This window comes from Brevibacillus sp. FSL K6-2834, from assembly GCF_038592925.1.
Classification (GTDB): domain Bacteria; phylum Bacillota; class Bacilli; order Brevibacillales; family Brevibacillaceae; genus Brevibacillus; species Brevibacillus borstelensis.
This window is the reverse complement of the sequence record NZ_CP151945.1, coordinates 4,768,119-4,788,148: the sequence shown is the minus strand read 5'-3', so window position 1 is coordinate 4,788,148 and position 20,030 is coordinate 4,768,119. Positions and strand designations below refer to the sequence as shown.

Annotated in this window: 22 protein-coding genes and 1 pseudogene; 11 read left to right on the top strand and 12 right to left on the bottom strand. The window is 52.0% G+C overall.

Annotated features, from left to right (window positions below; translation table 11 throughout):
- Positions 1-142 precede the first annotated feature (142 nt).
- The 3 genes from NST96_RS23390 (at position 143) to NST96_RS23380 (ending at position 4,586) form a co-directional block, all read left to right on the top strand.
- The gene (locus tag NST96_RS23390; RefSeq protein ID WP_342404821.1) at positions 143-2,425 is read left to right on the top strand and encodes a DEAD/DEAH box helicase; all 2,283 of its coding nucleotides are present in this window, start codon (positions 143-145) and stop codon (positions 2,423-2,425) included.
- On the top strand, positions 2,415-3,911 hold the full coding sequence (locus tag NST96_RS23385) for a ribonuclease H-like domain-containing protein (protein ID WP_342404819.1): 1,497 nt from the start codon (positions 2,415-2,417) through the stop codon (positions 3,909-3,911). Before NST96_RS23390 ends, NST96_RS23385 begins: the two co-directional genes overlap by 11 nt.
- 69 nt (positions 3,912-3,980) lie before the next feature.
- Entirely contained in the window at positions 3,981-4,586 is a 606-nt protein-coding gene (locus NST96_RS23380; RefSeq protein WP_031931677.1) for a hypothetical protein, read from the top strand.
- 131 nt (positions 4,587-4,717) lie between these two features.
- Here NST96_RS23380 and NST96_RS23375 read toward each other — a convergent pair whose 3' ends face one another.
- From NST96_RS23375 to NST96_RS23355, 5 genes are all read right to left on the bottom strand, one after another.
- Positions 4,718-5,176 carry a GNAT family N-acetyltransferase gene (locus NST96_RS23375; protein ID WP_024985461.1) on the bottom strand — a complete coding sequence of 153 codons (459 nt, stop codon included), beginning with the start codon at positions 5,174-5,176 and terminating at the stop codon, positions 4,718-4,720.
- Positions 5,177-5,265: 89 nt separating this feature from the next.
- Positions 5,266-5,751, bottom strand: a complete 486-nt coding sequence (locus NST96_RS23370; protein ID WP_342404816.1) for a MarR family winged helix-turn-helix transcriptional regulator — start codon at positions 5,749-5,751, stop codon at positions 5,266-5,268.
- 75 nt (positions 5,752-5,826) lie between these two features.
- Positions 5,827-6,420, bottom strand: coding sequence for a TetR/AcrR family transcriptional regulator (locus NST96_RS23365; RefSeq protein WP_342404814.1), 594 nt, complete (start codon positions 6,418-6,420; stop codon positions 5,827-5,829).
- Positions 6,421-6,681: 261 nt separating this feature from the next.
- The gene (locus NST96_RS23360; protein ID WP_031931674.1) at positions 6,682-7,203 is read right to left on the bottom strand and encodes an SRPBCC domain-containing protein; all 522 of its coding nucleotides are present in this window, start codon (positions 7,201-7,203) and stop codon (positions 6,682-6,684) included.
- Positions 7,200-7,547, bottom strand: a complete 348-nt coding sequence (locus NST96_RS23355; RefSeq protein ID WP_031931673.1) for a metalloregulator ArsR/SmtB family transcription factor — start codon at positions 7,545-7,547, stop codon at positions 7,200-7,202. Before NST96_RS23355 ends, NST96_RS23360 begins: the two co-directional genes overlap by 4 nt.
- A 247-nt stretch (positions 7,548-7,794) precedes the next feature.
- On the opposite strand from NST96_RS23355, the gene NST96_RS23350 reads away from it, so the two are divergent.
- Genes NST96_RS23350 through NST96_RS23340 form a run of 3 tightly spaced genes read left to right on the top strand, consistent with a single transcriptional unit; the run spans position 7,795 to position 9,600 of the window.
- Positions 7,795-8,601, top strand: coding sequence for a MerR family transcriptional regulator (locus tag NST96_RS23350; RefSeq protein WP_339166607.1), 807 nt, complete (start codon positions 7,795-7,797; stop codon positions 8,599-8,601).
- The gene (locus tag NST96_RS23345; protein WP_227278035.1) at positions 8,573-9,286 is read left to right on the top strand and encodes a multidrug efflux SMR transporter; all 714 of its coding nucleotides are present in this window, start codon (positions 8,573-8,575) and stop codon (positions 9,284-9,286) included. The genes NST96_RS23350 and NST96_RS23345 overlap by 29 nt, the downstream gene beginning before the upstream one ends.
- Positions 9,286-9,600: a multidrug efflux SMR transporter gene (locus tag NST96_RS23340; RefSeq protein WP_003390013.1), complete on the top strand. Its 315-nt coding sequence runs from the start codon at positions 9,286-9,288 to the stop codon at positions 9,598-9,600. The genes NST96_RS23345 and NST96_RS23340 overlap by 1 nt, the downstream gene beginning before the upstream one ends.
- A gap of 240 nt (positions 9,601-9,840) precedes the next feature.
- Here NST96_RS23340 and NST96_RS23335 read toward each other — a convergent pair whose 3' ends face one another.
- The gene (locus NST96_RS23335; protein ID WP_003390011.1) at positions 9,841-10,422 is read right to left on the bottom strand and encodes a GNAT family protein; all 582 of its coding nucleotides are present in this window, start codon (positions 10,420-10,422) and stop codon (positions 9,841-9,843) included.
- 99 nt (positions 10,423-10,521) lie between these two features.
- Here NST96_RS23335 and NST96_RS23330 point away from each other — a divergent pair, with 99 nt between their 5' ends.
- From NST96_RS23330 to NST96_RS23315, 4 genes are all read left to right on the top strand, one after another.
- Complete coding sequence (locus NST96_RS23330; RefSeq protein ID WP_172920404.1) at positions 10,522-11,970, top strand: PLP-dependent aminotransferase family protein; 1,449 nt, start codon at positions 10,522-10,524, stop codon at positions 11,968-11,970.
- Between the two features lie 91 nt (positions 11,971-12,061).
- Positions 12,062-12,637 (top strand): TetR/AcrR family transcriptional regulator, encoded by a 576-nt coding sequence (locus NST96_RS23325; protein ID WP_024985540.1) that lies wholly within the window; start codon positions 12,062-12,064, stop codon positions 12,635-12,637.
- Positions 12,634-12,771, top strand: a complete 138-nt coding sequence (locus NST96_RS23320) for a hypothetical protein (protein WP_155808075.1) — start codon at positions 12,634-12,636, stop codon at positions 12,769-12,771. Before NST96_RS23325 ends, NST96_RS23320 begins: the two co-directional genes overlap by 4 nt.
- On the top strand, positions 12,768-13,169 hold the full coding sequence (locus NST96_RS23315) for a DUF5360 family protein (protein WP_024985541.1): 402 nt from the start codon (positions 12,768-12,770) through the stop codon (positions 13,167-13,169). Before NST96_RS23320 ends, NST96_RS23315 begins: the two co-directional genes overlap by 4 nt.
- A gap of 23 nt (positions 13,170-13,192) precedes the next feature.
- On the opposite strand, the gene NST96_RS23310 is transcribed toward NST96_RS23315, so the two are convergent.
- A complete protein-coding gene (locus NST96_RS23310; RefSeq protein WP_024985542.1) occupies positions 13,193-13,483 on the bottom strand; it encodes a hypothetical protein in 291 nt (96 codons plus the stop codon).
- Positions 13,484-13,595: 112 nt separating this feature from the next.
- Here NST96_RS23310 and NST96_RS23305 point away from each other — a divergent pair, with 112 nt between their 5' ends.
- Complete coding sequence (locus NST96_RS23305) at positions 13,596-14,309, top strand: hypothetical protein (RefSeq protein ID WP_024985543.1); 714 nt, start codon at positions 13,596-13,598, stop codon at positions 14,307-14,309.
- A 103-nt stretch (positions 14,310-14,412) separates the two neighbouring features.
- On the opposite strand, the pseudogene NST96_RS23300 reads toward NST96_RS23305, so the two are convergent.
- The 5 genes and pseudogenes from NST96_RS23300 to larA all read right to left on the bottom strand — a co-directional run bounded on the left by NST96_RS23300 (position 14,413) and on the right by larA (position 19,994).
- A pseudogene (locus tag NST96_RS23300) lies at positions 14,413-15,461 on the bottom strand (endospore germination permease).
- A gap of 121 nt (positions 15,462-15,582) precedes the next feature.
- The gene (locus NST96_RS23295) at positions 15,583-15,819 is read right to left on the bottom strand and encodes a hypothetical protein (protein WP_003390004.1); all 237 of its coding nucleotides are present in this window, start codon (positions 15,817-15,819) and stop codon (positions 15,583-15,585) included.
- Between the two features lie 6 nt (positions 15,820-15,825).
- Positions 15,826-17,025 carry a Ger(x)C family spore germination protein gene (locus tag NST96_RS23290; RefSeq protein ID WP_003390003.1) on the bottom strand — a complete coding sequence of 400 codons (1,200 nt, stop codon included), beginning with the start codon at positions 17,023-17,025 and terminating at the stop codon, positions 15,826-15,828.
- A 17-nt stretch (positions 17,026-17,042) separates the two neighbouring features.
- The gene (locus NST96_RS23285) at positions 17,043-18,605 is read right to left on the bottom strand and encodes a spore germination protein (protein WP_342404803.1); all 1,563 of its coding nucleotides are present in this window, start codon (positions 18,603-18,605) and stop codon (positions 17,043-17,045) included.
- Between the two features lie 102 nt (positions 18,606-18,707).
- On the bottom strand, positions 18,708-19,994 hold the full coding sequence (larA, locus tag NST96_RS23280; RefSeq protein ID WP_122958375.1) for a nickel-dependent lactate racemase: 1,287 nt from the start codon (positions 19,992-19,994) through the stop codon (positions 18,708-18,710).
- Positions 19,995-20,030 lie beyond the last annotated feature (36 nt).

Genomic DNA, 20,030 nt, shown 5'->3' with positions numbered 1-20,030 from the left:
TTAAAAAGGGTTGTCCACTTAAATGCTCGCGGATGTACAGCAGTTTAACGATCCGGACTGCGGCTTTTATTTTGATTCCAGGACTTCATGCATTTACAACCCGAACATTCATTCGTAAAATAAGTGAAAGAAGGTGAACGAGATGAAAATCAAAATGGATCTGGCGAAGATACTGGAAAACTTGAAACAGGATGAGCGTTTTCGCGCAAACATAGAGCACTGGAAGGTCATACCGCCCCGAGAAGCCGCTACCGTTCCTTTTCCTGATGATCTGGACCCGAGAATTCGGGGGGCCCTGGCGGGAAGAGGGATTCCTTCCTTGTACACCCATCAGGAGACGTCTTTTCGTCATGCCCGCGAAGGCAAGCACATCGTAGCCGTGACTCCTACCGCTTCGGGCAAAAGCATGTGCTATCACTTGCCTGTCTTGCAAACGCTGACGGAAAACCCGGAGGCACGGGCCCTGTACCTGTTCCCCACAAAGGCGCTGGCCCAGGATCAAAAAAGCGAGCTGCACGAGCTGATCAACGAGATGGGGCTGTCGATCAAGTCGGATACGTATGACGGCGATACCCCGGCGCAGATCAGACAGACGATCCGCAAAGCCGGCAATATCGTAATCACCAATCCCGACATGCTTCATTCTGCCATTTTGCCTCACCACACCAAATGGGTCTCCTTTTTTGAACATCTGAAATACATCGTCATCGACGAGCTGCATACATACCGGGGCGTTTTTGGAAGCCATGTGGCCAACGTAATCCGCCGCCTGAAACGGATTTGCGCCTTTTACGGGAGCAGCCCGCAGTTTATTTGCACGTCTGCCACGATCGCAAACCCTCGCGAGCTGGCAGAGCAGCTGACAGAGGAAAACGTCGTGCTGGTGGACAACAACGGCGCTCCGGCCGGAAAAAAGCACTTCATCTTTTACAATCCCCCTGTCGTAAACAAGCAGTTGAACATCAGGCGCAGCTCGACGCTGGAGGCCAGGGACATCACCGAGCTGTTTCTCACCAATGGCATTCAGACGATCTTGTTTGCCCGCAGCCGGGTCCGCGTCGAAATCCTGCTCAAATACCTGCAGGAGCTGATCAAGCGAAAGCTGGGCGAAAAGACGATTCAGGGCTATCGCGGCGGCTATTTGCCGAGCCAGCGAAGGGCGATTGAGAAGGGGCTTCGCCAGGGAGACATCATCGGTGTAGTCAGTACCAATGCGCTGGAGCTAGGGGTAGATATCGGCCAGCTCCAGGTATGCGTCATCACCGGATATCCCGGCTCGGTTGCGAGCACATGGCAGCAGGCCGGACGGGCAGGCCGCCGTCAGGGGGAATCGGTCGTCGTGCTGGTCGGCAGCTCTACGCCGCTCGACCAGTACGTGATCCAGCACCCGGAGTACTTTTTCGAGCGGAGTCCGGAGTCCGCGCGGATCAATCCGGACAACCTGATTATCCTCGTCGACCATATCAAATGCGCGGCGTACGAGCTTCCCTTTTCCAAAGGGGACCGTTTTGGACGAGCCGAGATTATGGAGATTCTGGAGTTTTTGACCGAGGAGCAGATCCTGCACCATGCCAAAGGAAAGTGGTTCTGGATGAACGATTCTTTCCCGGCCCACAACATCAGTCTGCGCTCGGCTTCCCAAGAAAACGTCGTGATCATTGACATTTCCGAGCGGGGCAACGAAAGGGTAATCGGGGAAATGGACCGCTTCAGCTCGATGACCCTCCTGCATGACGAAGCCATTTACCTGCATCAAGGGACGCAGTACCAGGTGGAAAAGCTGGACTACGAGGAGAAGAAGGCCTATGTCAGGGAAGTCCAGGTCGACTACTACACCGATGCCAACCTGGCTGTCCAACTGAGGGTGCTGGAGGAAGACCAGACGCGGCGGGCGGCCGAGACGGAATTTGCCTACGGAGAAGTCACTGTGAATGCGATGGCGACGATTTTCAAAAAGATCAAATTCGAGACGCATGAAAACATCGGCTCCGGTCCGATTCACCTGCCCGAGGAGGAGCTGCATACGAATGCCGCTTGGCTCAGCTTTTCCGAGCAGGTAATGAATGAAGTCGGGAAAAGCGAGGTAGAACGCGGTCTGGTCGGACTCGCGCACGTCCTGCAGCACGTCGCTCCGCTGTTCGTCATGTGCGACCGCATGGACCTCCACGTCATCCCGCAACGCAAGGCCATTCATTCCGGGGCACCGACGATTTTTCTGTACGACCGTTACCCTGGCGGCATCGGCTTGAGCGAGCAGGTGTACAAAGAGATGGATACGATTCTCGCGAGGGCCGAGGAGCTGATCCTCTCTTGTCCGTGCGAATCAGGCTGCCCGTCCTGTGTGGGCGCGGCGGAGGACGGTGGAAAGGAATTGGCGCGCACGCTCTTGCGGGTGGCGCAGGGAGGAAGTCTGCATGTCTCTTAAAAGCAAGCTGAATCGGTTCAAGGACCATTTGACCAAGGAAGCGCCTCAGCAGCAAGGGAGCCGGTTGAAAGATACCGGAAGAGCCGGGGGTATGTTGGAACCGGCGTCTTCCGGTCCGTTCGAGCCAGCGCCTTCCGCGGGGCATGAACCGGCGTCTTCCGGTCTATTTGAACCAGCACCTTCCGCAGCCCAGGAACCGACGCCCTTCAGTGCACCTCAACCAGCCCGCGGTACTGCACAACCTGACTCGGCGCCTGTCAATTCTCAGGCTAATATGGAAGAAATTCCGTTCATGGACAAATGGATGGAGCTGGGAGCCAAGCCGTACTTTTGGGAAGACGAGCATGTCATGGTACGGGAGGTGCGCTACCCGATCAGCCAGAGGCATGGCCATTATGCATTTGCCGGTTTGTACGAGACGATTGCGGCATGGGAGAGGGCCGGGTTTGAACACCCCCTGTCAGCATCCGGGAGATCAGTGGAGGACCTGCTGTTTTTCGATACGGAGACGACGGGGCTGCACGGCGGGACGGGAAACACGGTCTTTCTGCTCGGGCACAGCCGAATGGACGGCGAGAGCGTCATCGTCAGGCAGCATTTTTTGGCCGCTCCTTATTCGGAAGCAGCGCTCTACCGCTCTTTTTTGGAGGATTCGCAGACGGCTACCCACCTTGTGACGTACAACGGGAAGTCATTTGACTGGCCGCAGGTAAAGACCCGGCACACGCTATTGCGTGATCTTGTTCCCCGGCTTCCGGCATTTGGCCATTACGATTTGCTGCACGGAGCGCGGCGGTTGTGGCGGGAGGATCTGGAGTCTTGCCGGCTTTCCCTGATCGAGCGGGAAAAACTGGGCGTGGTGAGGGAAGACGATGTCCCGGGGTATCTGGCTCCTATCCGGTATTTTGACTATTTGACAGACAAAAACCCGGACACGGTGGCAGGGGTTTTGCGGCACAATGAAATCGACGTCCTTTCCCTGATCACGCTCTACATTCATCTGTCAGCACTCTTGCTGTCACACGAGCAGCAGGTCGACATCTCTGAGGAAGAGCGATTCAAGGTAGGGCGATGGTATGAAGCGCTGGGCGATACCGAGCGGGCCATGCAGGCGTACCGGCTCGTTGCCGACAGCGTTCATCCGCTTCGCGACAAGGCTCGTATCGCGATGGGGAGCTGTTACAAGAGGCAAAAGGACTGGCGCCGGGCTTTGCTGGTATGGGAGGGTCTCGGCAATTCCGGGGTCACTCTCCCGGAAGATGTGTTGATCGAGATGGCCAAGCTGTACGAGCATCAGGTAAAGGACTTGGAGAAGGCGCTTCTCTTCGCGGAAGCCGGGTATGACCGGTGGAAGCAGAAAGCGGCGCTGCTGCGCCGCAGGTCCAAAGCAGAGGAGGCAGCGTACCGCAAGCGGATCGAGCGGCTGGAACAGAAGCTGCGAACGCAGGCGGGCCCGGATCTGGATTACGGCGGCGGCCTGGTATAGTTTTCATTTTGGTACAAAAGCATAGCTGCTATTGTATAATGAACACAGAAGACTGGGGGAGTGTTTCGGATGTCTGATTTGGAAAACGTTTTGGACAGGATGTTTGCTGAATTTCAGAAGCTGACGAACCGCTTGGACCGGATGGAAACGAGAATGACGGAATTCCAGAGCAGCGTAGACCGGATGGAAACGAGAATGACGGAATTTCAGAGCACCGTAGACCGGATGGAAACGAAAATGACGGAATTTCAGAGCAGCGTAGATCGGATGGAGTCGAAAATGACGGAATTCCAGAGCACCGTAGACCGGATGGAAACGAAAATGACGGAATTCCAGAGCACCGTAGACCGGATGGAGTCGAAAATGACGGAATTCCAGAGCACGGTAGATCGGATGGAGTCGAAAATAGTGGGGCTCGATACCAGGCTGACAGCGTTTCAAGGCAATGTAGAACCCAAGCTGCAAGATTTTGAAAGCTCTCTGGACCGCGTCGAATCGAGGCTGGACGAACTGCAAAAATCCGTAAACCGGATCGAACACTCCCAGCAGGATGAGGTACTGGGCATGCTCAAGCTTGTTAAAACGAAGACCGAAACACATGAGTCCAAAATCGACGTCCTCAACAAGCGTTTGCTCGAAGCGGAGGCGAAGCTGGAGAGAGTCGCTAATTTATAAATACGCCTTAGGTGGACGATACAAGTTAGCAGGCGAAAATTCGACTCGCTCGCTACTCGCAATTACAAAAAAGGCAGCGGCAAATTCGGGTTCGAAAATACAATCCGAAACAGCTGCTGCCTGTTTTTTATTCACGGTAGCGCTTGTGTATCCGGCGGTTCTCCGCTCAGCAGTTTTTTGAACAGCACCTCGTCATCGACTGCATAGCCGCAGCGCTTATATGTCCGAATCGCAGCGGCGTTTTGTCTGCCGGTCAATACCTTCACTTCCGTGACTCCGCGCTGTATCAGGTGTGATTCCAAGCAAGCAATCAAGGAAGCAGCCGATCCTTTTCCCCGAGCGGACTTCTCCACATACAATTCCGTTATTTCTCCCAGGAGCTCCTCGTAACAGAATGATTGGAAGTGTTGTGCGCAGCCGAATCCGACGATTTTGCCATCGCACTCCGCTACGGCGATCAACTCGCTGCTCGTGCGCATGCTCTCGACGATTTCCGGTACAGGCCTCCTGTCGCCACCGTTGAACAGCTGGTTTAGCCTGGCAAGCTCCTGTGCGTCGCTTTCTACTGCCAGTCTCGTTCTTATCTCCAAATCGAATCGCCTCCAAGTGCAATTTTCTGATCGGGTGGGATAGTCTTGCTCCTTTTCGATATGCGAAAAAGAAGAGGGAAATGGAAAGTCTAGTGAGTAGTATGGTTTAAATTGCAAATCAATTGGTCCAACACTTTGATCACCGTCTTGTATTCTTCTTCCGTGATCCCCTGAAACACCTGTTTATCAAATTCAAAAAGAATCGCATCAAGTCTTGGGAACGCTTCGTTGCCTTCCTCTGTCAGTTCAAGCTCGGTAATGCCCAGCTCCGGCTTTTCCGTACGAATCATCCAGCCTCTTTGCACCAGGGAATCAATGACGTCGTCCAATGTTTTCAAATCGACAAAGTCGTGAATCAATTCGTGCAAGCTCTCCCTTGTCTTGACGCGTCCGTGGTATGTGTTGTTGATGGCCTGCCAATGGGTGCGTGTTAAGGCCATAGGTGCGAACATGTCGTTGACGTTTTGCGTGATGAATTTATCAACTCGTTTCAAATACCAGCCGATCGGCATTTCAGAATCGTGCGAGAAGTGCTTCTTTCTCTTCCCTTTCCCCTGAAGTGGGTTGTTTTCCATTTATCATGACCTCCTCACTGACGTTGCGAAAGCAAATGATAGTTAGCGCTAACTAACAACAGCTGTTTTTAAAAACTATGGCGTCAAAGCTCTGACAAATAACTGAACACTCGATTTGATAAAGTCGTCGATGGAAGTGCTTGTTATCAACTGGCCGCTGGTCAGGCTGCTTACAAATGCGCCGAAGTTCATCCACATGAAGGTCATGGCCTGGACCTCCGGGTCGGTTGTGATCATCAAGCCTTTTTTCTGCATGGCTGCGAAATAGTCCGTCAACAATTCTTTTAGCTGCTGTGGATGTTTGTTCGCCTTTTCCCGAAACCCGGGCAAATAATCGCCGTCTTTTAGCGCGATCAAAACGATTTTTCGATTACGATCCATGATCTGATGGTACGTTTTGCTGACGAGGAACAAGTCCGCTTGCAAGTCCCACACCAGTTCTTCGTCAAAAATCCGTTTCATCTCCACGGTATAGTAAAAGCGGTCGACTGCGGTTTCCAGAACCTTTTGCTTGCTGCCAAAATGGCGAAACAGCGTCATCTCGCTTAAACCGGCCGCGGCCGAGATTTCTTTTGTGGAAACGCCTTTGTAGCCTTTTTCGGCCATCAAATCGATGGCTGCCAACAAAATTTTGTCTCCGGTACTTAGATGCGGATTGCCCGAGCTCATATTTTCCCCCCTCTATCAATGTTAGCGAATACTAACGTGTTGCATGTTCATCATAAACCATTTTTCAAGAAGAGAAAAGAATCAAAAGAACTTCTGCTTCTGATCACACAGGTGTTTATAACAATACGAGTACGAACCGATGCCGTAGCGCTTTGCTTTGCACAAACAGGCACCCGTAAAAAGGCCGCCCTCCACTGGCCGGAAAGGCGAGGGGAGGACGACAGGGGATAAGCTTTATGCCACGGTTTGGCCCTTCGGTACTTATTTTTGCTTCTCCTTCATTTCCCGATGCAGCGAGCCTACGTTTTCCGCAAGCTTGTCGAGCGACTGGTTCATGCCGATTACGGCGTATTCGGCCATTTGACCCGGCGTCCAACCGGATTCGGTAATCGTCAGTTCCGTTTGCTCGCCCAGAGCTTTAAATTCAATCACAAATTCAATTTCCTTCGGGTAGTCCGGGACGCCTGCCTGAGCGGGATCGATGATGTTTCCGTCCTTGTCGGCCATGCTCTGCGTGAATTCGATACGCTCCATTGGCACAATTTTCTTGTAGAAGCCGGCGGAGTACAATTCATGTCCGCCGTGTTCTTCCGGAGCCCGCATACAAAATACGTATTTCCCGCCTTCACGGAAGTCAATTTCGCAGCGTGGCGAAGTGTACTCTTTCGGCCCCCACCAGAGCATAACCAGCTTGGGGTCCGTCCAAGCCTTCCAGACCAGTTCGACCGGGAAGTCGAAGACACGGGTAATGACGAGGTTTTGCCCATTTGTACGTTGATTCATTTGGAATCCTCCTTTTTGCGTTTCACGCTCTTTTCCATCTCGGCTCTCAAAACAGCATCCAATGCATCAAGGCGTCTGGTCCATCGATCTCTCATACTCTCGGTCCATTTCTCCAATTCCATCATCGTCTCGGTGTTAATCCGATAAATTCGCTGCTGCGCCTTCTTTTCCACATGTACCAAATTCGCCTCGCGCAGAACCTTCAAATGCTGGGAAACAGCCTGCGGACTGATTTGGAATTGGTCGTGGATCGCCGATGCGGGAACCCCGTCATTGTCAGCGAGCATCTCCAAAATACTGCGCCGCGTCGGATCAGCGAGAGCGGAAAACAGATCGTTCGGCATACATTCCTCCCTCCCAGGTCGTATTCGTGAAGACGGTCGGTTGAATCTGATGTTGTAACTGAATTATAAATCGATACCTTTATAAAGTAAATACTTAAATAATAAAAATTAGGATGTATCCATATTTCAGGGGACGGTCGGAGTTCCTTGGATGAGAAAGTGCTTCTGAAAAACATTGACCCTAACGCATACGTCAGGGTTTATTGTAAATAGCAGGAAGCGGAATTCTTTCGTGGAGGTATCTGCGATGTACAGTGTCGGTGAGCTGCGCAAGAGGACAAATATCTCGGTGAGAACCTTGCATTATTACGATGAATTGGGCTTGCTGAAACCGTCCAGGGTAACCGAGACGGGGTACCGGTATTACTCAAAAGAGGATGTATTGAAACTGCAGCAAATCACGGCTCTCAAAAAACTCGGATTTCCGTTGTCGTGCATCAAGGACATTCTCAATGCCGAGGATGCGCTCCCGGCCGAAATACGCTGGAAAAAGGCGATCCGGGGACAAATCGGTACGATCAGGGAAGAAATGGAGCGATTGCGGCGCTTGGAGCGATTGCTGTTCCACACCCTGTATTCGATCGAAATCACGGGCGATTTTCGCACCGACGACATTTTTTCGTTTATTCAGGCGATGCAGCCTGAGAAAGAGCCGAGCAACGACGAATCTCGCGAGCAATTTTTCAATGAGCATTTTACGCCGGAGGAAATCGAGGTTATTGACGGATTGCCGACATTCGATACAGACGATCCGAAGGCCGACGAATGGGTCAAGCTGCTGAGGGACATCCGGGACCATATGCACGAGCCGCCGCAATCACCTGTCGCACAGCGCCTGGCAAAGCGGGTTATGGATTGCGCGGAAGCATTTTTCGGAGGCAATACGGAGGTGATGGAAAAGTATTGGGAACTGATCAGGCCTTCGCCTGGCGATGCTCCCGTCGTTTACGGCCTGGATTACAAGCTGATGGCCTATATCGATCAAATCGTTGAGTGGTACGAGAAAGAGAGAGGAAAGGAGAGGGATGAGCAGGATGACCGTCGGCGATCATGAGTACGGGAAACAACAATGGAGATATTGGCGATGGCATTTTGCTGTTTTTGCGGCCGCTCACTTCGGAATGGCCTACATGTTTGGGCTTGCCCCTGCTTCCGGGCCTTCGGGCAATCCCTATATCGAACAGATCGTGAACTGGATCATGTACCGGGAGCCTGATTTGTACCGGGAAGCCCTCGGCAATCAAATCAGCTCCGTCTGGACGACGATCATGACCATCCACACGCTGTGGGCTTTGTGGTTTGCTTTCTTTCCGAAAAAGCGGGCAGTCAATCCTATGCCTGCCCCATCGGCAGGTTTCCAAGCCGCAAATAAAGAGGCATCGAACCAAAGAGCCGCGGAAAAAACGCTATCGCATGGCAGGGCATGGGTATACGTCCTCATGGGAGGCATACTCGAAATCGTATGGGCTGTCAGCTTCAAGACCGGATCGATCGGTCTTCATACGCTGATCGCGATTTTTGCCAGCTTCGATCTGCTCATCCGGGCCGCCAAGGTATTGCCAGTCGGCACCGTTTATGCGGTTTTCGCCGGTATCGGCTCAGTAGGCACAATCCTGGCGGGAGCGCTCTATTTGAAAGAACCGCTTTCTGCGGTCAAGGTGATTTTCGTTCTGCTGCTTGTCGTGTTTATCATCGGTCTGAAAGCTTCTGAAACGCGCAGTGTAAAGGGGGACGGATAATGGCATGGGCTTATTTGATTTTGGCGGGGCTGCTTGAGATTATCGGCGTGATCGGGATCAAAAAAGTCGCCGAGCATAATAGCTGGAGCAATAATCTCCTTCTGTACGGCGGCTTCTTTGCCAGCTTCAGTCTGCTGACGCACGCGATGCAAGAAATCCCGTTATCCGTGGCTTATACCGTTTGGACGGGTATCGGGACACTCGGGTCTGCGGCCATCGGTATGGTGTTTTTCCGCGAACCGCGAAGCCGACTGCGGCTGTTTTGCATGGCGGGAATTATCGTGACTGTTCTTGGACTGAAACTGGCAGATTGAAACTGCTCACGCTTGTGGAGAGGGGCCATGGGCAACTGGCGGTCCATCGGTCGGCAGGACTCGGCGGCAGTTGCCACCCAGGCCCCACCTTGAAAAATAAAAGGGTAACCCCGTACAAGAGAAACGGGTTTATCCTTTAAAAGTAACATATCTGTACAACAGAGCCCCAATTAGCTGAATTGCCACATAAAAGAGCGCTGGATTGCCCGCCATATAATCGTTTCGACAGCTTGAAAAAACTTACGCCTGGGGAGTGGGAGCCCCGTATTTCTCCCGGTATTCGCGGGCCAGCATGCTCATCATGACGGAATCGTGGTACTGGTGATGGTAATAGAGAGCCTCGCGCTGGACGCCTTCCTGTTTAAACCCGATCTTCTCATAGGCGCGGATGGCTCGTTCGTTGTAGGAAAACACGTTGAGCTCGATCCGGTGAAGATTGAGGATGCCAAAGCCGTATCCGAGCAGCAGGCGCATTGCCTCGCTTCCAAAGCCTTTGCTCTGATGCTGCAGTTCGTTGATGGCGATGCGAATATTGCAATTCCGATTGACCGGATCGATCGATTGGAGCGCAATGTCGCCGATCACTTCGTCATTGTCCCGCAGGGCGATGAGCAGCAGCAGGTTGGAAGAATCCTGGGACTTGGCGTCGAGGTAGCGGTGAATCTGTTCGCGGGTAAAGCTGCGCTGTGTACCGGTCAGTCGGCGGGTTTCCGGATGAAAGAGCGTGCCAAAGTACAGATCGGTATCTGCCAGCTCGACAGGGCGAAGGTAGACGCGTTCGCCTTCGAGGAACCGGACAGGCTTGTTTGCGGATGTATGCATGATTCGATGCCTCCTTTTGATACCTTACAATAGCGAAAATGTGTATACTTGGAAATGGACAGTTTCGCAAAAAGTAAAAGGACAGATGGAGGTTCACCGATGCTTTTCGCACCGCAGTTGGACGATTCCAGCCGGATTCCCCATTACGTACAAATTTACGAGCAGATAAAGCGGCAGATTATCGCAGGGGCGTTGTCCGAGCATGTCAAGCTGCCTTCTGTCCGCAAGCTGGCTGATCTGCTGGGACTCAGCACGACCCCGGTGGAAACGGCGTACCAGCAGCTAGTCGCGGAAGGCTTTATCGCCAGCAAGCCAAAAAGCGGCTACTACGTTCAGCCACTGGCCGATCAGCAGGTGGAGAGAGCAGAGGAGAGGGAAACAAAATTGACCGTCCCTCGCTTGCAGCATCGGGATGCATCCTCGTACCCCTATGACTTTCACCTCTCGAAAAACGATTTTTCCCACTTCCCCTTTGCCCTGTGGCGGCGGCTGTTCAACAGAGTGCTGCGGCATGAACACCTGGACCTGCTTTTTTACGGAGACCCCCAGGGGGAGTATGGACTGCGAACCGAGCTGGCCCGTTATCTGCGCCAGTTGAGAGGCGTCTCGTGTTCACCTGAGCAGATCGTGATCGGGGCTGACCAGCACGGGCTGCTGACCTTGCTCGCTCTGCTCCTGAAAGCTCGCGTGGCCCGCGTCGGAGTCGAGAATCCGGGTTATCCGTTGATCGCATCGACCTTCCGCCAAAACGGCTATGAGGTGATCCCCGTCTCGCTGGAGGAGGATGGCCTGAATGTAAACGAGCTGGCAGAGAGCGGCGTCGAGCTGGTCGCGGTTTCGCCGTCCCACCAGTATCCGCGGGGAATGATCATGCCGATCGCCAAACGGCTGCGCTTGCTGGAATGGGCAAAGAAGACGGACGCCTACATTATCGAGGACGATTATGACGGCGAGTTCAGGTATCACGGAAGGCCGGTTCCCTCCCTTCAGGGCCTGGTGCAGGGAGCCAATGTGATCTATATGGGCGGCTTCTCGCAGGTGCTGGCCCCGGCCATTTGTACCTATTACATGGTCCTGCCGGAGTCTTTGCTTGAGTCCTACGACCTTTTGCTGAGAGAGCTGCTGCTGGAGCAGTCCTCATCTCCTCTGCATCAGAAAACGCTGGAGCTGTTTATGCGGGAGGGACATTTCGAAAAGCATGTGCGCCGGATGCGCAATGTCTATCGGAAAAAGCACGACACGCTGGTTCAGGCGGTCCGGAAGCACATGGGGGAGCGGACTGTAGTGATCGGAGAGGACGCCGGATTTCATGTACTGCTGAAAGTCCAGCACCAAGTGGAGGAGAGGGAGCTTTCCCGGATGGCGAAGAAGGCCGGAATCAATATCGCCTCAGCAGCCTATACGTGGATGACGCCTCGTACGGAAACGACCGAAAAAGAATTTATCGTAGGCTTTTCCGGCATTGAATTGGAGAAAATCGAGCCGGGTATCCGCAAACTGGCCGATGTTTGGTGGGGGCAGTGTTCCAAGTTTGCTTCCAAATCTTGACGCAGAGCTTGATTTGGGAGTAAACTGCTCCTTGATAGGAAAATATGAAAAACAAAATCGTTTCCTGAATTTTCGAGAGGGGGCAGGAATCGTGCAGGAGAGAATCATTCAGCTGGCCATTCGGGAAATCCACACCAAAGGGCTCAAGTTTACGATGGCGGAGCTTGCACGGCAAGCGGGGATGAGCACGAAAACGCTGTACGGGTACTTTTCCTCCAAAGAAGAACTGATCTCCGTGATCATTGAGCGCGGAGTCAAAGAGCTGCAGCAGAAGGAAGCCGAGATTATCGGGCGTACGGACATCGATCTGACGGAAAAACTGAAGCTTTTGCTGGCACTTGTCCCCAGCGGCTTTGGCAGCACCCATATCCGTCTGTGGTACGAGCTCAAGCGGTACTACCCCGAGCAGTGGGCGCTTGTTGAGGATTGTCTTCAAAACGAGTGGGAGCATGTGCGGAATATTCTTGAGCGGGGAATGGCCGAGGGAACATTCCAGCGGGTGAGCATTCCCGTCTTTATTCATATGTATATCGGATCGCTTGAGCATCTGGTGGATCGCCAGGTCGTAGAGGAGACAAACATGACGATGGCAGATGCCCTGGACGCGATGATTGAGATATTGCTGCACGGGATTGCGGGCGGCGGGAAAAAGGAGGGGCAGCGATGAGGTGGGTGGACTTGTCTGGCGCCATTTGTTTGGAAGTTGCGGGTATCTCCGGGCAAATCGCAGGTACCACCGGGCAAATCGCAGGCACAGCGGAGGGCCTCGCGGATGTCTCCGGGGAGGTATGCGTGAAATGAAAGCGCTAAGACCTTTTTTCTGGTTGACCGACGTCGGCTTTCTCGTTTACTGGAGCATTGTCTTCCTCGAATGGCTCCCTCCCGAGTACCTCTATCCGGATTACGCCAATCCGCTGATGGTGGCCTGGAATCTGTCGTTTTTTCCCCTGGATCTTTTCATTTCCATTACGGGACTGACGAGTCTGTATTTTTATCATGCAAACCGAAACTGGCGTCCCATGGCGCAAGTTTCGCTCGTCCTGACCTTTTGCTCCGGCCTGCAAGCCATCGCCTTTTGGGGGTTCAAAGGGGACTTCGATCCCGCCTGGTGGCTCCCCAATCTGTATTTGCTCTTGTATCCCTTGTTTTTTTACCGTCTGTTTGCGGGGAAACAGCTAGACTCCGCGGCCTCCCAGTAATGCGTTTCCGGGAGATATGGCCGCTATATCTCATCCTGTTTCATATGCTTTTTGATAAACCGGAAGAAACCCACGGCACACATCACGATAATCGCCGCCCAGGTGAACAAAAAGGCGATGCCGAGGCCGATATTGGCTCCGACCATGTCGTTGGAACGCTCATAGAGCAAGGTGAAAACAAGCGGGCAGGCAAGCGCGATATAAAGGATAAAAAAGGAAAGAGACTTTGTCGTCGTTTTCTTCTGAATGGTAAGATAAACAAAGATATGGGAAACAAGCAAGAGGATAAACGTGACAACCGTCAACAGCAGCATGCGGCAGAGCCTCCTCGAGTCTTTCTTTATCTGGGTTGTGCCCTCGAGTACTACCATAGCCAAAAACAAGCGTTCAAGCAAGCGCAAAGGAGAGTGGAGGGGGAGTGAAACGATGAAGCACGGCAGCGATACCCTGCTGATCGTCAGTTTGCTCGGGTACGGAACAACGCTGCTCCTGTTGGCCTTGATCTGGTTCCGTACACCAAAAGAGAGGGAGCCGCTTCTGTTTGTAAAACTGATGGGCTATACCTTGCTTGCGATGTTCCGTTTTTCGTTCAACCAGCTTTCGATGCCGCTCGGACTGATCGCCGCCATTCTTCTGGTGAAGCGAACGAATGGAAACAAGAAGGCGAAGCTTGCGGCCGTCTGGCTGGGGGGAATCATGTTTCTGGCAGGCTTTTTGCCAGTGGCAGACTGGATCGAAAACACGCTGTACCCGCGTACAGAGATGTCTACCTATTTGCATGAGGATTTGACGGGGAAAGGTTTTGCTATGAATGTTGCCAGTTCGGACATGCGACGCTTTTACAGCAAAACCGAAAAAGACGAGAGCGGGCGGAAGCTGTATGCCGCTCTGCGGGAATCCCGCTACATCGAGGGCTTGCCTCTGCGGGAGCGGATGGATGAGGAATACGAGCTAAAATTGTTTCAGGATACAGATAACAGGGACAACCGCTTCAAACATCTGGAGTTTCGGGTCGCCTCTGACGGATCGTATCTGAAGCTTCGATTTGAGGACAGCCAGTATGTTTTTCGGGCGTCACGGGAGTTTCAGCAGTTGTTTCAACAGATGGTGGCGGAAGAGCGTGAAAGCAGCGATGAATAGGGTCGGGAATCAGTACAGAAGCTTTGGGCTTAGGACTGTACTGAGTGGATGGAACATGCATGGACGGAACATCATGGACTCCCAACGAATCGTGCGTTGGTCCTTAGTCCTTCTGCTCCATGGAAAGAGGCGCTTCGGATTTTCCCCGGATCAAGGCCACCAGCAGCAACAATAAAGGGAGCAGCAACAGAAACGTATACGCATAAGAAAACCAAATTTTTGGTACGAACTCAAGGAGTTTGGTAATGTTCGGGTAAGCCAAAACGGATAGTGCGACCATTAAGACGCCCAAAGGCACCGTTAATGGCTTATAGGTCCTCAACTCAAGACTTTGAGCCAGTCCCAACGCCGAAACATAAAAGGTAATCGTCGTTTTGATAAATATGGACAAAAACCAAACGCCAGCCAAAAGCACTTCCACACGCTCCAAAAAGTTGCCTATACTGATTTTCTTGGCCAGCACAAAGGACGGATAAATATTTCTCGCTGTAAAATCCGAGCCAAGAACGAGTATGCATAAAGCCGTTATGATGATCAAAATGACACCACCCGCGGCAGCGCCCAGCAAGAGTGAATGCAGAACTTTTTTCGGGCGATTGACAAACGGGAGCAACATCAGAAAACAGACGAATTCTTGCAGACTTGAAAATTGTATCCCCGCTCCAAGCAGCGGCTTTATTCCGCCTTCCGTAACAGGCTCCAATTGGTTGATCTCGATTTCCGGCAGCAGTGTGAAGGTCAGAAAAAGCAGAGACACAAATATCCAGGGAAAAAATATTTCCGTGGTCCTGGCGATGACCTCAAGTCCGTATCGCGTTGCGATCACAACCACCATACTGAAGGAAATCAGTATAACTTCTACGGGGGTTTCAGGCATCACGTTTGACACGATGAAGTTTCCCAGATCACGAACCATCAGTGCCGAAAGAAAAATGAAAAATGAGAAAAACAACAAGGAGATCAATTTTCCCGGCCATTTTCCCAAAATTTTCTCGCTGTATTGGGCCAAGGTCATGGAAACAGATTTCCCAAAGCAACATACATAACAATCAACACCAAATCGATAACAATACCGATAATGGCTGCGATCCAGGCGTTTTGTTTCGCTTCCAGCGCCAATGGAGACGGTCCCAGCAAAAAGGAGGTGCCCATCGTAAAGGCAATCACAAGAACCGTCAATTGACGTATGTTGATTTTTCCTTGTTCCAGCATGGTACTCACCTCTCATTTCTGCCATTGTCTTTGCTGGAATGAACAATTGGAGAAAAGGCTGTTACTCTTTAAATAGAGACAGGATCCCGTCACTGACCGGTTTGTAAATAAAGGTAATCATTTCGCTAAGACTCGGAACCGGCACATGCAGCACTTGGAGGACACCGAGCGTGATCCCGGCCGTTAACAAGAGGGAAAATGCCCATGCTTCCTTGACGAACCTGTTTTTGACTAAAGCCGGCACCTCCATGCAGGCAATGATCATTCCCACCGCAATGATGGCTGCAGCTTTCAACATGTTGATCTACTCCTCTTTCGTTTCCAAGTACGAATTGCTGATCGTGCCAAGGCCCCGGATGTTGAAATCTACACGCATGTCAACATCCAAGCCGACAAATTCCTCATCCCAATTCTGTTTTGCCTTCTTCCAAAATCCCGGCTCCGCCCGGTGAACAGCTTCCCCAAACCCGAAAATATCCGCTTTGTACTTATGCTGAGCTTTTGAAATGGCTTGCTGCATAAATCCCTTTATTTTTTCCGCCGCTTTCGCTTCAAGGCCCCGAATCGTTTTGTCCTTGGCCAAATCCATATTGCATTGTACTTCACTGATATTTGCTTCCACGCGGACTTCGATGGCTACTTCCGGTTTTTTTCGCACGACTTTTCCCTTCATCTCGCTGTTGGTGCGGATGATTTCCAGCGCTATATTTCCGCCATTGGGACAAGCAACATATTCTGCTGTGCTTTTTACCTCATTTTGAATGTAATTGTATCCCTTGGATTCTTCCTCATTGAGCCAGCCTACGAGCTTGTCTTTTTTAAACACAGCCAATCCTTCGTACCTCAAGAGAGCGCGCGAGTCTATTCGCTGCATATTTTCTTTGGTCCCGGCAATATCCTTCGCTCCGTCAAGTGTAATGCCAGTCAGGACCGGATGCTTCCCTTCGCTGGTCATGTCCGATATCAACTTGTCGAGGGTCGCTTTTCCTGTTGCCGCCCAGGCAGTATTTGACGACTGCAAAGAATGGAACATTTTATTGGCAGGAATTTTTTCAAGCAAAGTCAGGGTTTTCAAAATTTCTTCGGCGGTTGCATCCTTTGAAACAACGAGAAAAAAATCGGTTCTGAATTCGTGGTCTCTTGAAAGAAAGTCCAACACTTTTGCAATTCCTTCTTCGGCTACCTCTTTGCCCAGCACAATTACTTGCATATGGGACAAGTAAATTTTGCGGGGCGATTTTGTCGTTGTTCTTCGCAATGCTTCAAAAATACTCGTCCCTTGTGTAGAGTAGGTAATTACGGGAGCGGTGTCCGTACCGGCTCTTTGTGCTGCCACCGCGCCGGGATTCACAATTTGGATGGATACCAGATAGTCGTTGTCTTTCTTGTCAACCCCCATGGCAACAGCGATTGCCAGCTCGTTTAATTCCCTTCTGTTCCAACATCCGGTCAAAACAACGAGAAGCAGCAGGAATAGGCATGCCATGGTAATAGGTTTACGCAACCGAATCGCTCCCTCTCTTAAGAATTTTGCTTGGATTCTGGATGTGGATGCTCGTTGTTTTCGCGAATGGTATCGTTTTGACTGATCGCTCTCGGACGTGAAAACAATGCCCATAGCGGCAAGCGGAAAAGCGTATCCTTCTGTTCAGCCAGATGAAAAGGAGCAAATGGACTCATGTACGGAGCTCCAAAGGAGCGCAGGCTGCACAGATGGAGAACGATGACAATGACGCCCAGGATGATGCCATACAGACCAAAGGATGCCGCCAAGGCCATAAGGCCGAAGCGCAACATCCGAATCGAAATTCCCACGCTGAATGCCGGGATGACGAAATTCGCAATGGCTGTAATGGCGACGACAATGACCATTGCCGGAGAGACGATGCCCGCTTCTACCGCGGCTTGACCAATGACCAATGTTCCGACGATCGATATGGACTGACCGATCGCCCGCGGCATTCTGACGCCTGCTTCGCGGAGGATTTCAAAGGTAATTTCCATAAGCAGCGCTTCCACAAAAGCGGGAAAAGGTACACCCTCGCGCTGCGATGCCAAGCTTATGAGCAGGCGGGGTGGGATTATTTCCTGGTGAAAGGTGGTGATAGCAATATACATGGAAGGTACAAGCAGGGATATAAACAGCGATATATAGCGGATCTGGCGGATTAGAGTGGCAAAATCCCAACGTTGATAGTAGTCTTCACTCGCTTGAAGAAATTGTGCAAACAGAGCGGGGACCATGAGGACGAAAGGGGTTCCATCGACTAAGATCACGACCCTGCCCTCCAACAAACCCGCCGCCGCATCGGGCCGCTCAGTATTATGTACAGTGGGAAAAGGAGTGAACGTTTTGTCCTGGATGAGCTCTTCAATGTACCCGCTTTCCAGTATTCCGTCAATGTCGATTCGCTTGAGCCTGTCTCGCACTTCCTGCACGATCTTCTCGTTGGCAATCCCCTTGATGTACATGATGGCTACATCGGTTCTCGTCACTCGGCCGATTTGAATCGTTTCCAGCCAGAGATGAGGGTCTTTGATCCTTCTGCGGATTAAAGCGGTATTGGTCCGAAGTGTTTCGGTAAAAGACTCTCTGGGGCCGCGTACAACTGTCTGTGCGGCGGGCTCTGAAACTCCTCTGTCTTTCCATCCTCTGGAGCTTGCCGCGATCCCGCAGGGAGAACCATCGACCAGGATGACAGCATCTCCCGATAGCAGGAATGCAAACAAGCCATCAAAATCAGAGACTTCGTTGGTGTCGGAGACGGTAAGTGCAAAATCCCGCAAAACACGAGACACATGCGAACGGTCGGATATCTTGAGATCAATCTCCGTTTCTTTGATCGCAAGCATCAAAGATTCCAGAATAAAATCAGTGATCACTTTTTTATCGGCGAGCCCTTCCGTGTAAAGAATGGCCATTTTTATTTCTGATCGGCCAATTCTGACTTCTCGTATGATAATGTCAGTGCTGCCCCCGCTTATTTCCCTGATCCGCTTTAGATTCGCATCAAGGCAAGCCTGCAGCGGCTCTTTGCGAAGAGAACCGCATTGTTCCACGTCCAGCCGCCTCCGTTCTCCCATCAGTCTTGTAGGTAAGCCAAAATACGGCAAACAAAAAAAGGAATAGGGAAATTTCCCCTATCCTTACTATTTCCACTTTTTATTTGTCTAAACAGTCAAAAATCAAAAAACGGTTTGCAGATGATCGTCTTCCTCCACATACGGAATCGTCAACGGCCCGAGCGGGAGCACAGCCACCGTCATGCCTTCTCCATACTTCTCCTTCAACTCTTCCAAGGTCTTCTCGATGTCATGGGTCGGGGCGAACATGGCCATCCTCACATCTTCATCGGAGAGCGTGGAGTAGACGTGCACATCGGCCCAGACCTGGATCACCGCCTGCTTTTGCACCTGCCACTGATCGAATATTTTAAACGAAGGATCATTGATCATGTCCAGGATTTCCTGCGGTGTCTTGCGCATTTTCAGGATGTCGGCGTAGTTGCCGTGATTGGGCAGGCCGTCGGAGCATTCCGAGGCACAGATGATCGTGCCGCCCTTCTTGACGATCTTGTGCGCCGCGCTCATCCCTTTTACCGCTTGATACAGGTTTTGATCGAGCGGGTAGCCCGAGTTGGAGGTAATGACGACATCAAACCGGTGGTCGCAGCGGATCATGGCGTGCTCCTTGGCGAAAGCGCAGCCCCGGTCATGCGCTTCGTACAGCTCGCCAGCAAAGACGGCGGTGATTTCCTTCTCGCGGTTCAGGGTGACGTTGAGCATGAAGTCGGGCTTGCACATGCTGTTGATCTCCCGCGTCATGTCCTGCACCGGATTGTTTACCATATTGCCCCAGGTGGACAGCGGATCGCCGATCATTCTGGCATTGTGAAACGTGAGGATGGTCTCGATTCCGGCAATGCCCGGCATAATCCCTTTGGGCCCGCCGGAAAAACCGGCGAAGAAATGGGGCTCGATAAAGCCGGTGACGATTTTAAAGTCGGCCTCGACGTACTCCTTGTTCAGGTAGACGTCGCAGCCAAAGCGGCTTTCGCCCACCTTGACGAGCTCCTCCTTCTCATGGCAATGGTGGTTGATGACTCGTACATGTTCGACTACCCAGTCGCCCAGCATCTGGACGAATTCGTCTCTGGTCTGGTCCCGGTGGGTGCCCGTGCCGTTGATCACGACGAAATTTTCCAGCGGCACATGGGACAGCTCCTTCAACAGCCAGGGGACGAGCTTGTGATTGGGAGTAGGGCGGGTGATGTCGCTGATCACGATCGCCACTTTGTCTGTGCTTTTAACCATCTCGCGGAGAGGGGCGCTTCCGATCGGATTGCGGAGCGCTTCCAGTACCGCTGCTTCCTCGTCCGCCAGTCCGGGAAGATTTTTTGGCTCCAGGATGAGGGAGTGATCAGGCACTTCTACTTCCAGTCCGTGCTTGCCGTACAACAATGTCGTTTTCATGGCTCTCTCCTTTTCAACACGTATTTGTCATGATTG

Bases quoted from the DNA above. Each gene is read 5' to 3' on its own strand.
- NST96_RS23330 (WP_172920404.1), top strand. From the start codon at position 10,522: ATGCTTTTCGCACCGCAGTTGGACGATTCCAGCCGGATTCCCCATTAC.
- NST96_RS23350 (WP_339166607.1), top strand. From the start codon at position 7,795: ATGTACAGTGTCGGTGAGCTGCGCAAGAGGACAAATATCTCGGTGAGA.
- NST96_RS23315 (WP_024985541.1), top strand. From the start codon at position 12,768: ATGAAAGCGCTAAGACCTTTTTTCTGGTTGACCGACGTCGGCTTTCTC.
- NST96_RS23285 (WP_342404803.1), bottom strand. From the start codon at position 18,605: ATGGGAGAACGGAGGCGGCTGGACGTGGAACAATGCGGTTCTCTTCGC.
- NST96_RS23370 (WP_342404816.1), bottom strand. From the start codon at position 5,751: ATGGAAAACAACCCACTTCAGGGGAAAGGGAAGAGAAAGAAGCACTTC.
- NST96_RS23360 (WP_031931674.1), bottom strand. From the start codon at position 7,203: ATGAATCAACGTACAAATGGGCAAAACCTCGTCATTACCCGTGTCTTC.
- NST96_RS23385 (WP_342404819.1), top strand. From the start codon at position 2,415: ATGTCTCTTAAAAGCAAGCTGAATCGGTTCAAGGACCATTTGACCAAG.
- NST96_RS23320 (WP_155808075.1), top strand. From the start codon at position 12,634: ATGAGGTGGGTGGACTTGTCTGGCGCCATTTGTTTGGAAGTTGCGGGT.
- NST96_RS23310 (WP_024985542.1), bottom strand. From the start codon at position 13,483: ATGCTGCTGTTGACGGTTGTCACGTTTATCCTCTTGCTTGTTTCCCAT.
- NST96_RS23380 (WP_031931677.1), top strand. From the start codon at position 3,981: ATGTCTGATTTGGAAAACGTTTTGGACAGGATGTTTGCTGAATTTCAG.
- NST96_RS23335 (WP_003390011.1), bottom strand. From the start codon at position 10,422: ATGCATACATCCGCAAACAAGCCTGTCCGGTTCCTCGAAGGCGAACGC.
- NST96_RS23295 (WP_003390004.1), bottom strand. From the start codon at position 15,819: ATGTTGAAAGCTGCAGCCATCATTGCGGTGGGAATGATCATTGCCTGC.
- NST96_RS23340 (WP_003390013.1), top strand. From the start codon at position 9,286: ATGGCATGGGCTTATTTGATTTTGGCGGGGCTGCTTGAGATTATCGGC.
- NST96_RS23355 (WP_031931673.1), bottom strand. From the start codon at position 7,547: ATGCCGAACGATCTGTTTTCCGCTCTCGCTGATCCGACGCGGCGCAGT.
- NST96_RS23390 (WP_342404821.1), top strand. From the start codon at position 143: ATGAAAATCAAAATGGATCTGGCGAAGATACTGGAAAACTTGAAACAG.
- larA (WP_122958375.1), bottom strand. From the start codon at position 19,994: ATGAAAACGACATTGTTGTACGGCAAGCACGGACTGGAAGTAGAAGTG.
- NST96_RS23305 (WP_024985543.1), top strand. From the start codon at position 13,596: ATGAAGCACGGCAGCGATACCCTGCTGATCGTCAGTTTGCTCGGGTAC.
- NST96_RS23345 (WP_227278035.1), top strand. From the start codon at position 8,573: ATGAGCAGGATGACCGTCGGCGATCATGAGTACGGGAAACAACAATGG.
- NST96_RS23365 (WP_342404814.1), bottom strand. From the start codon at position 6,420: ATGAGCTCGGGCAATCCGCATCTAAGTACCGGAGACAAAATTTTGTTG.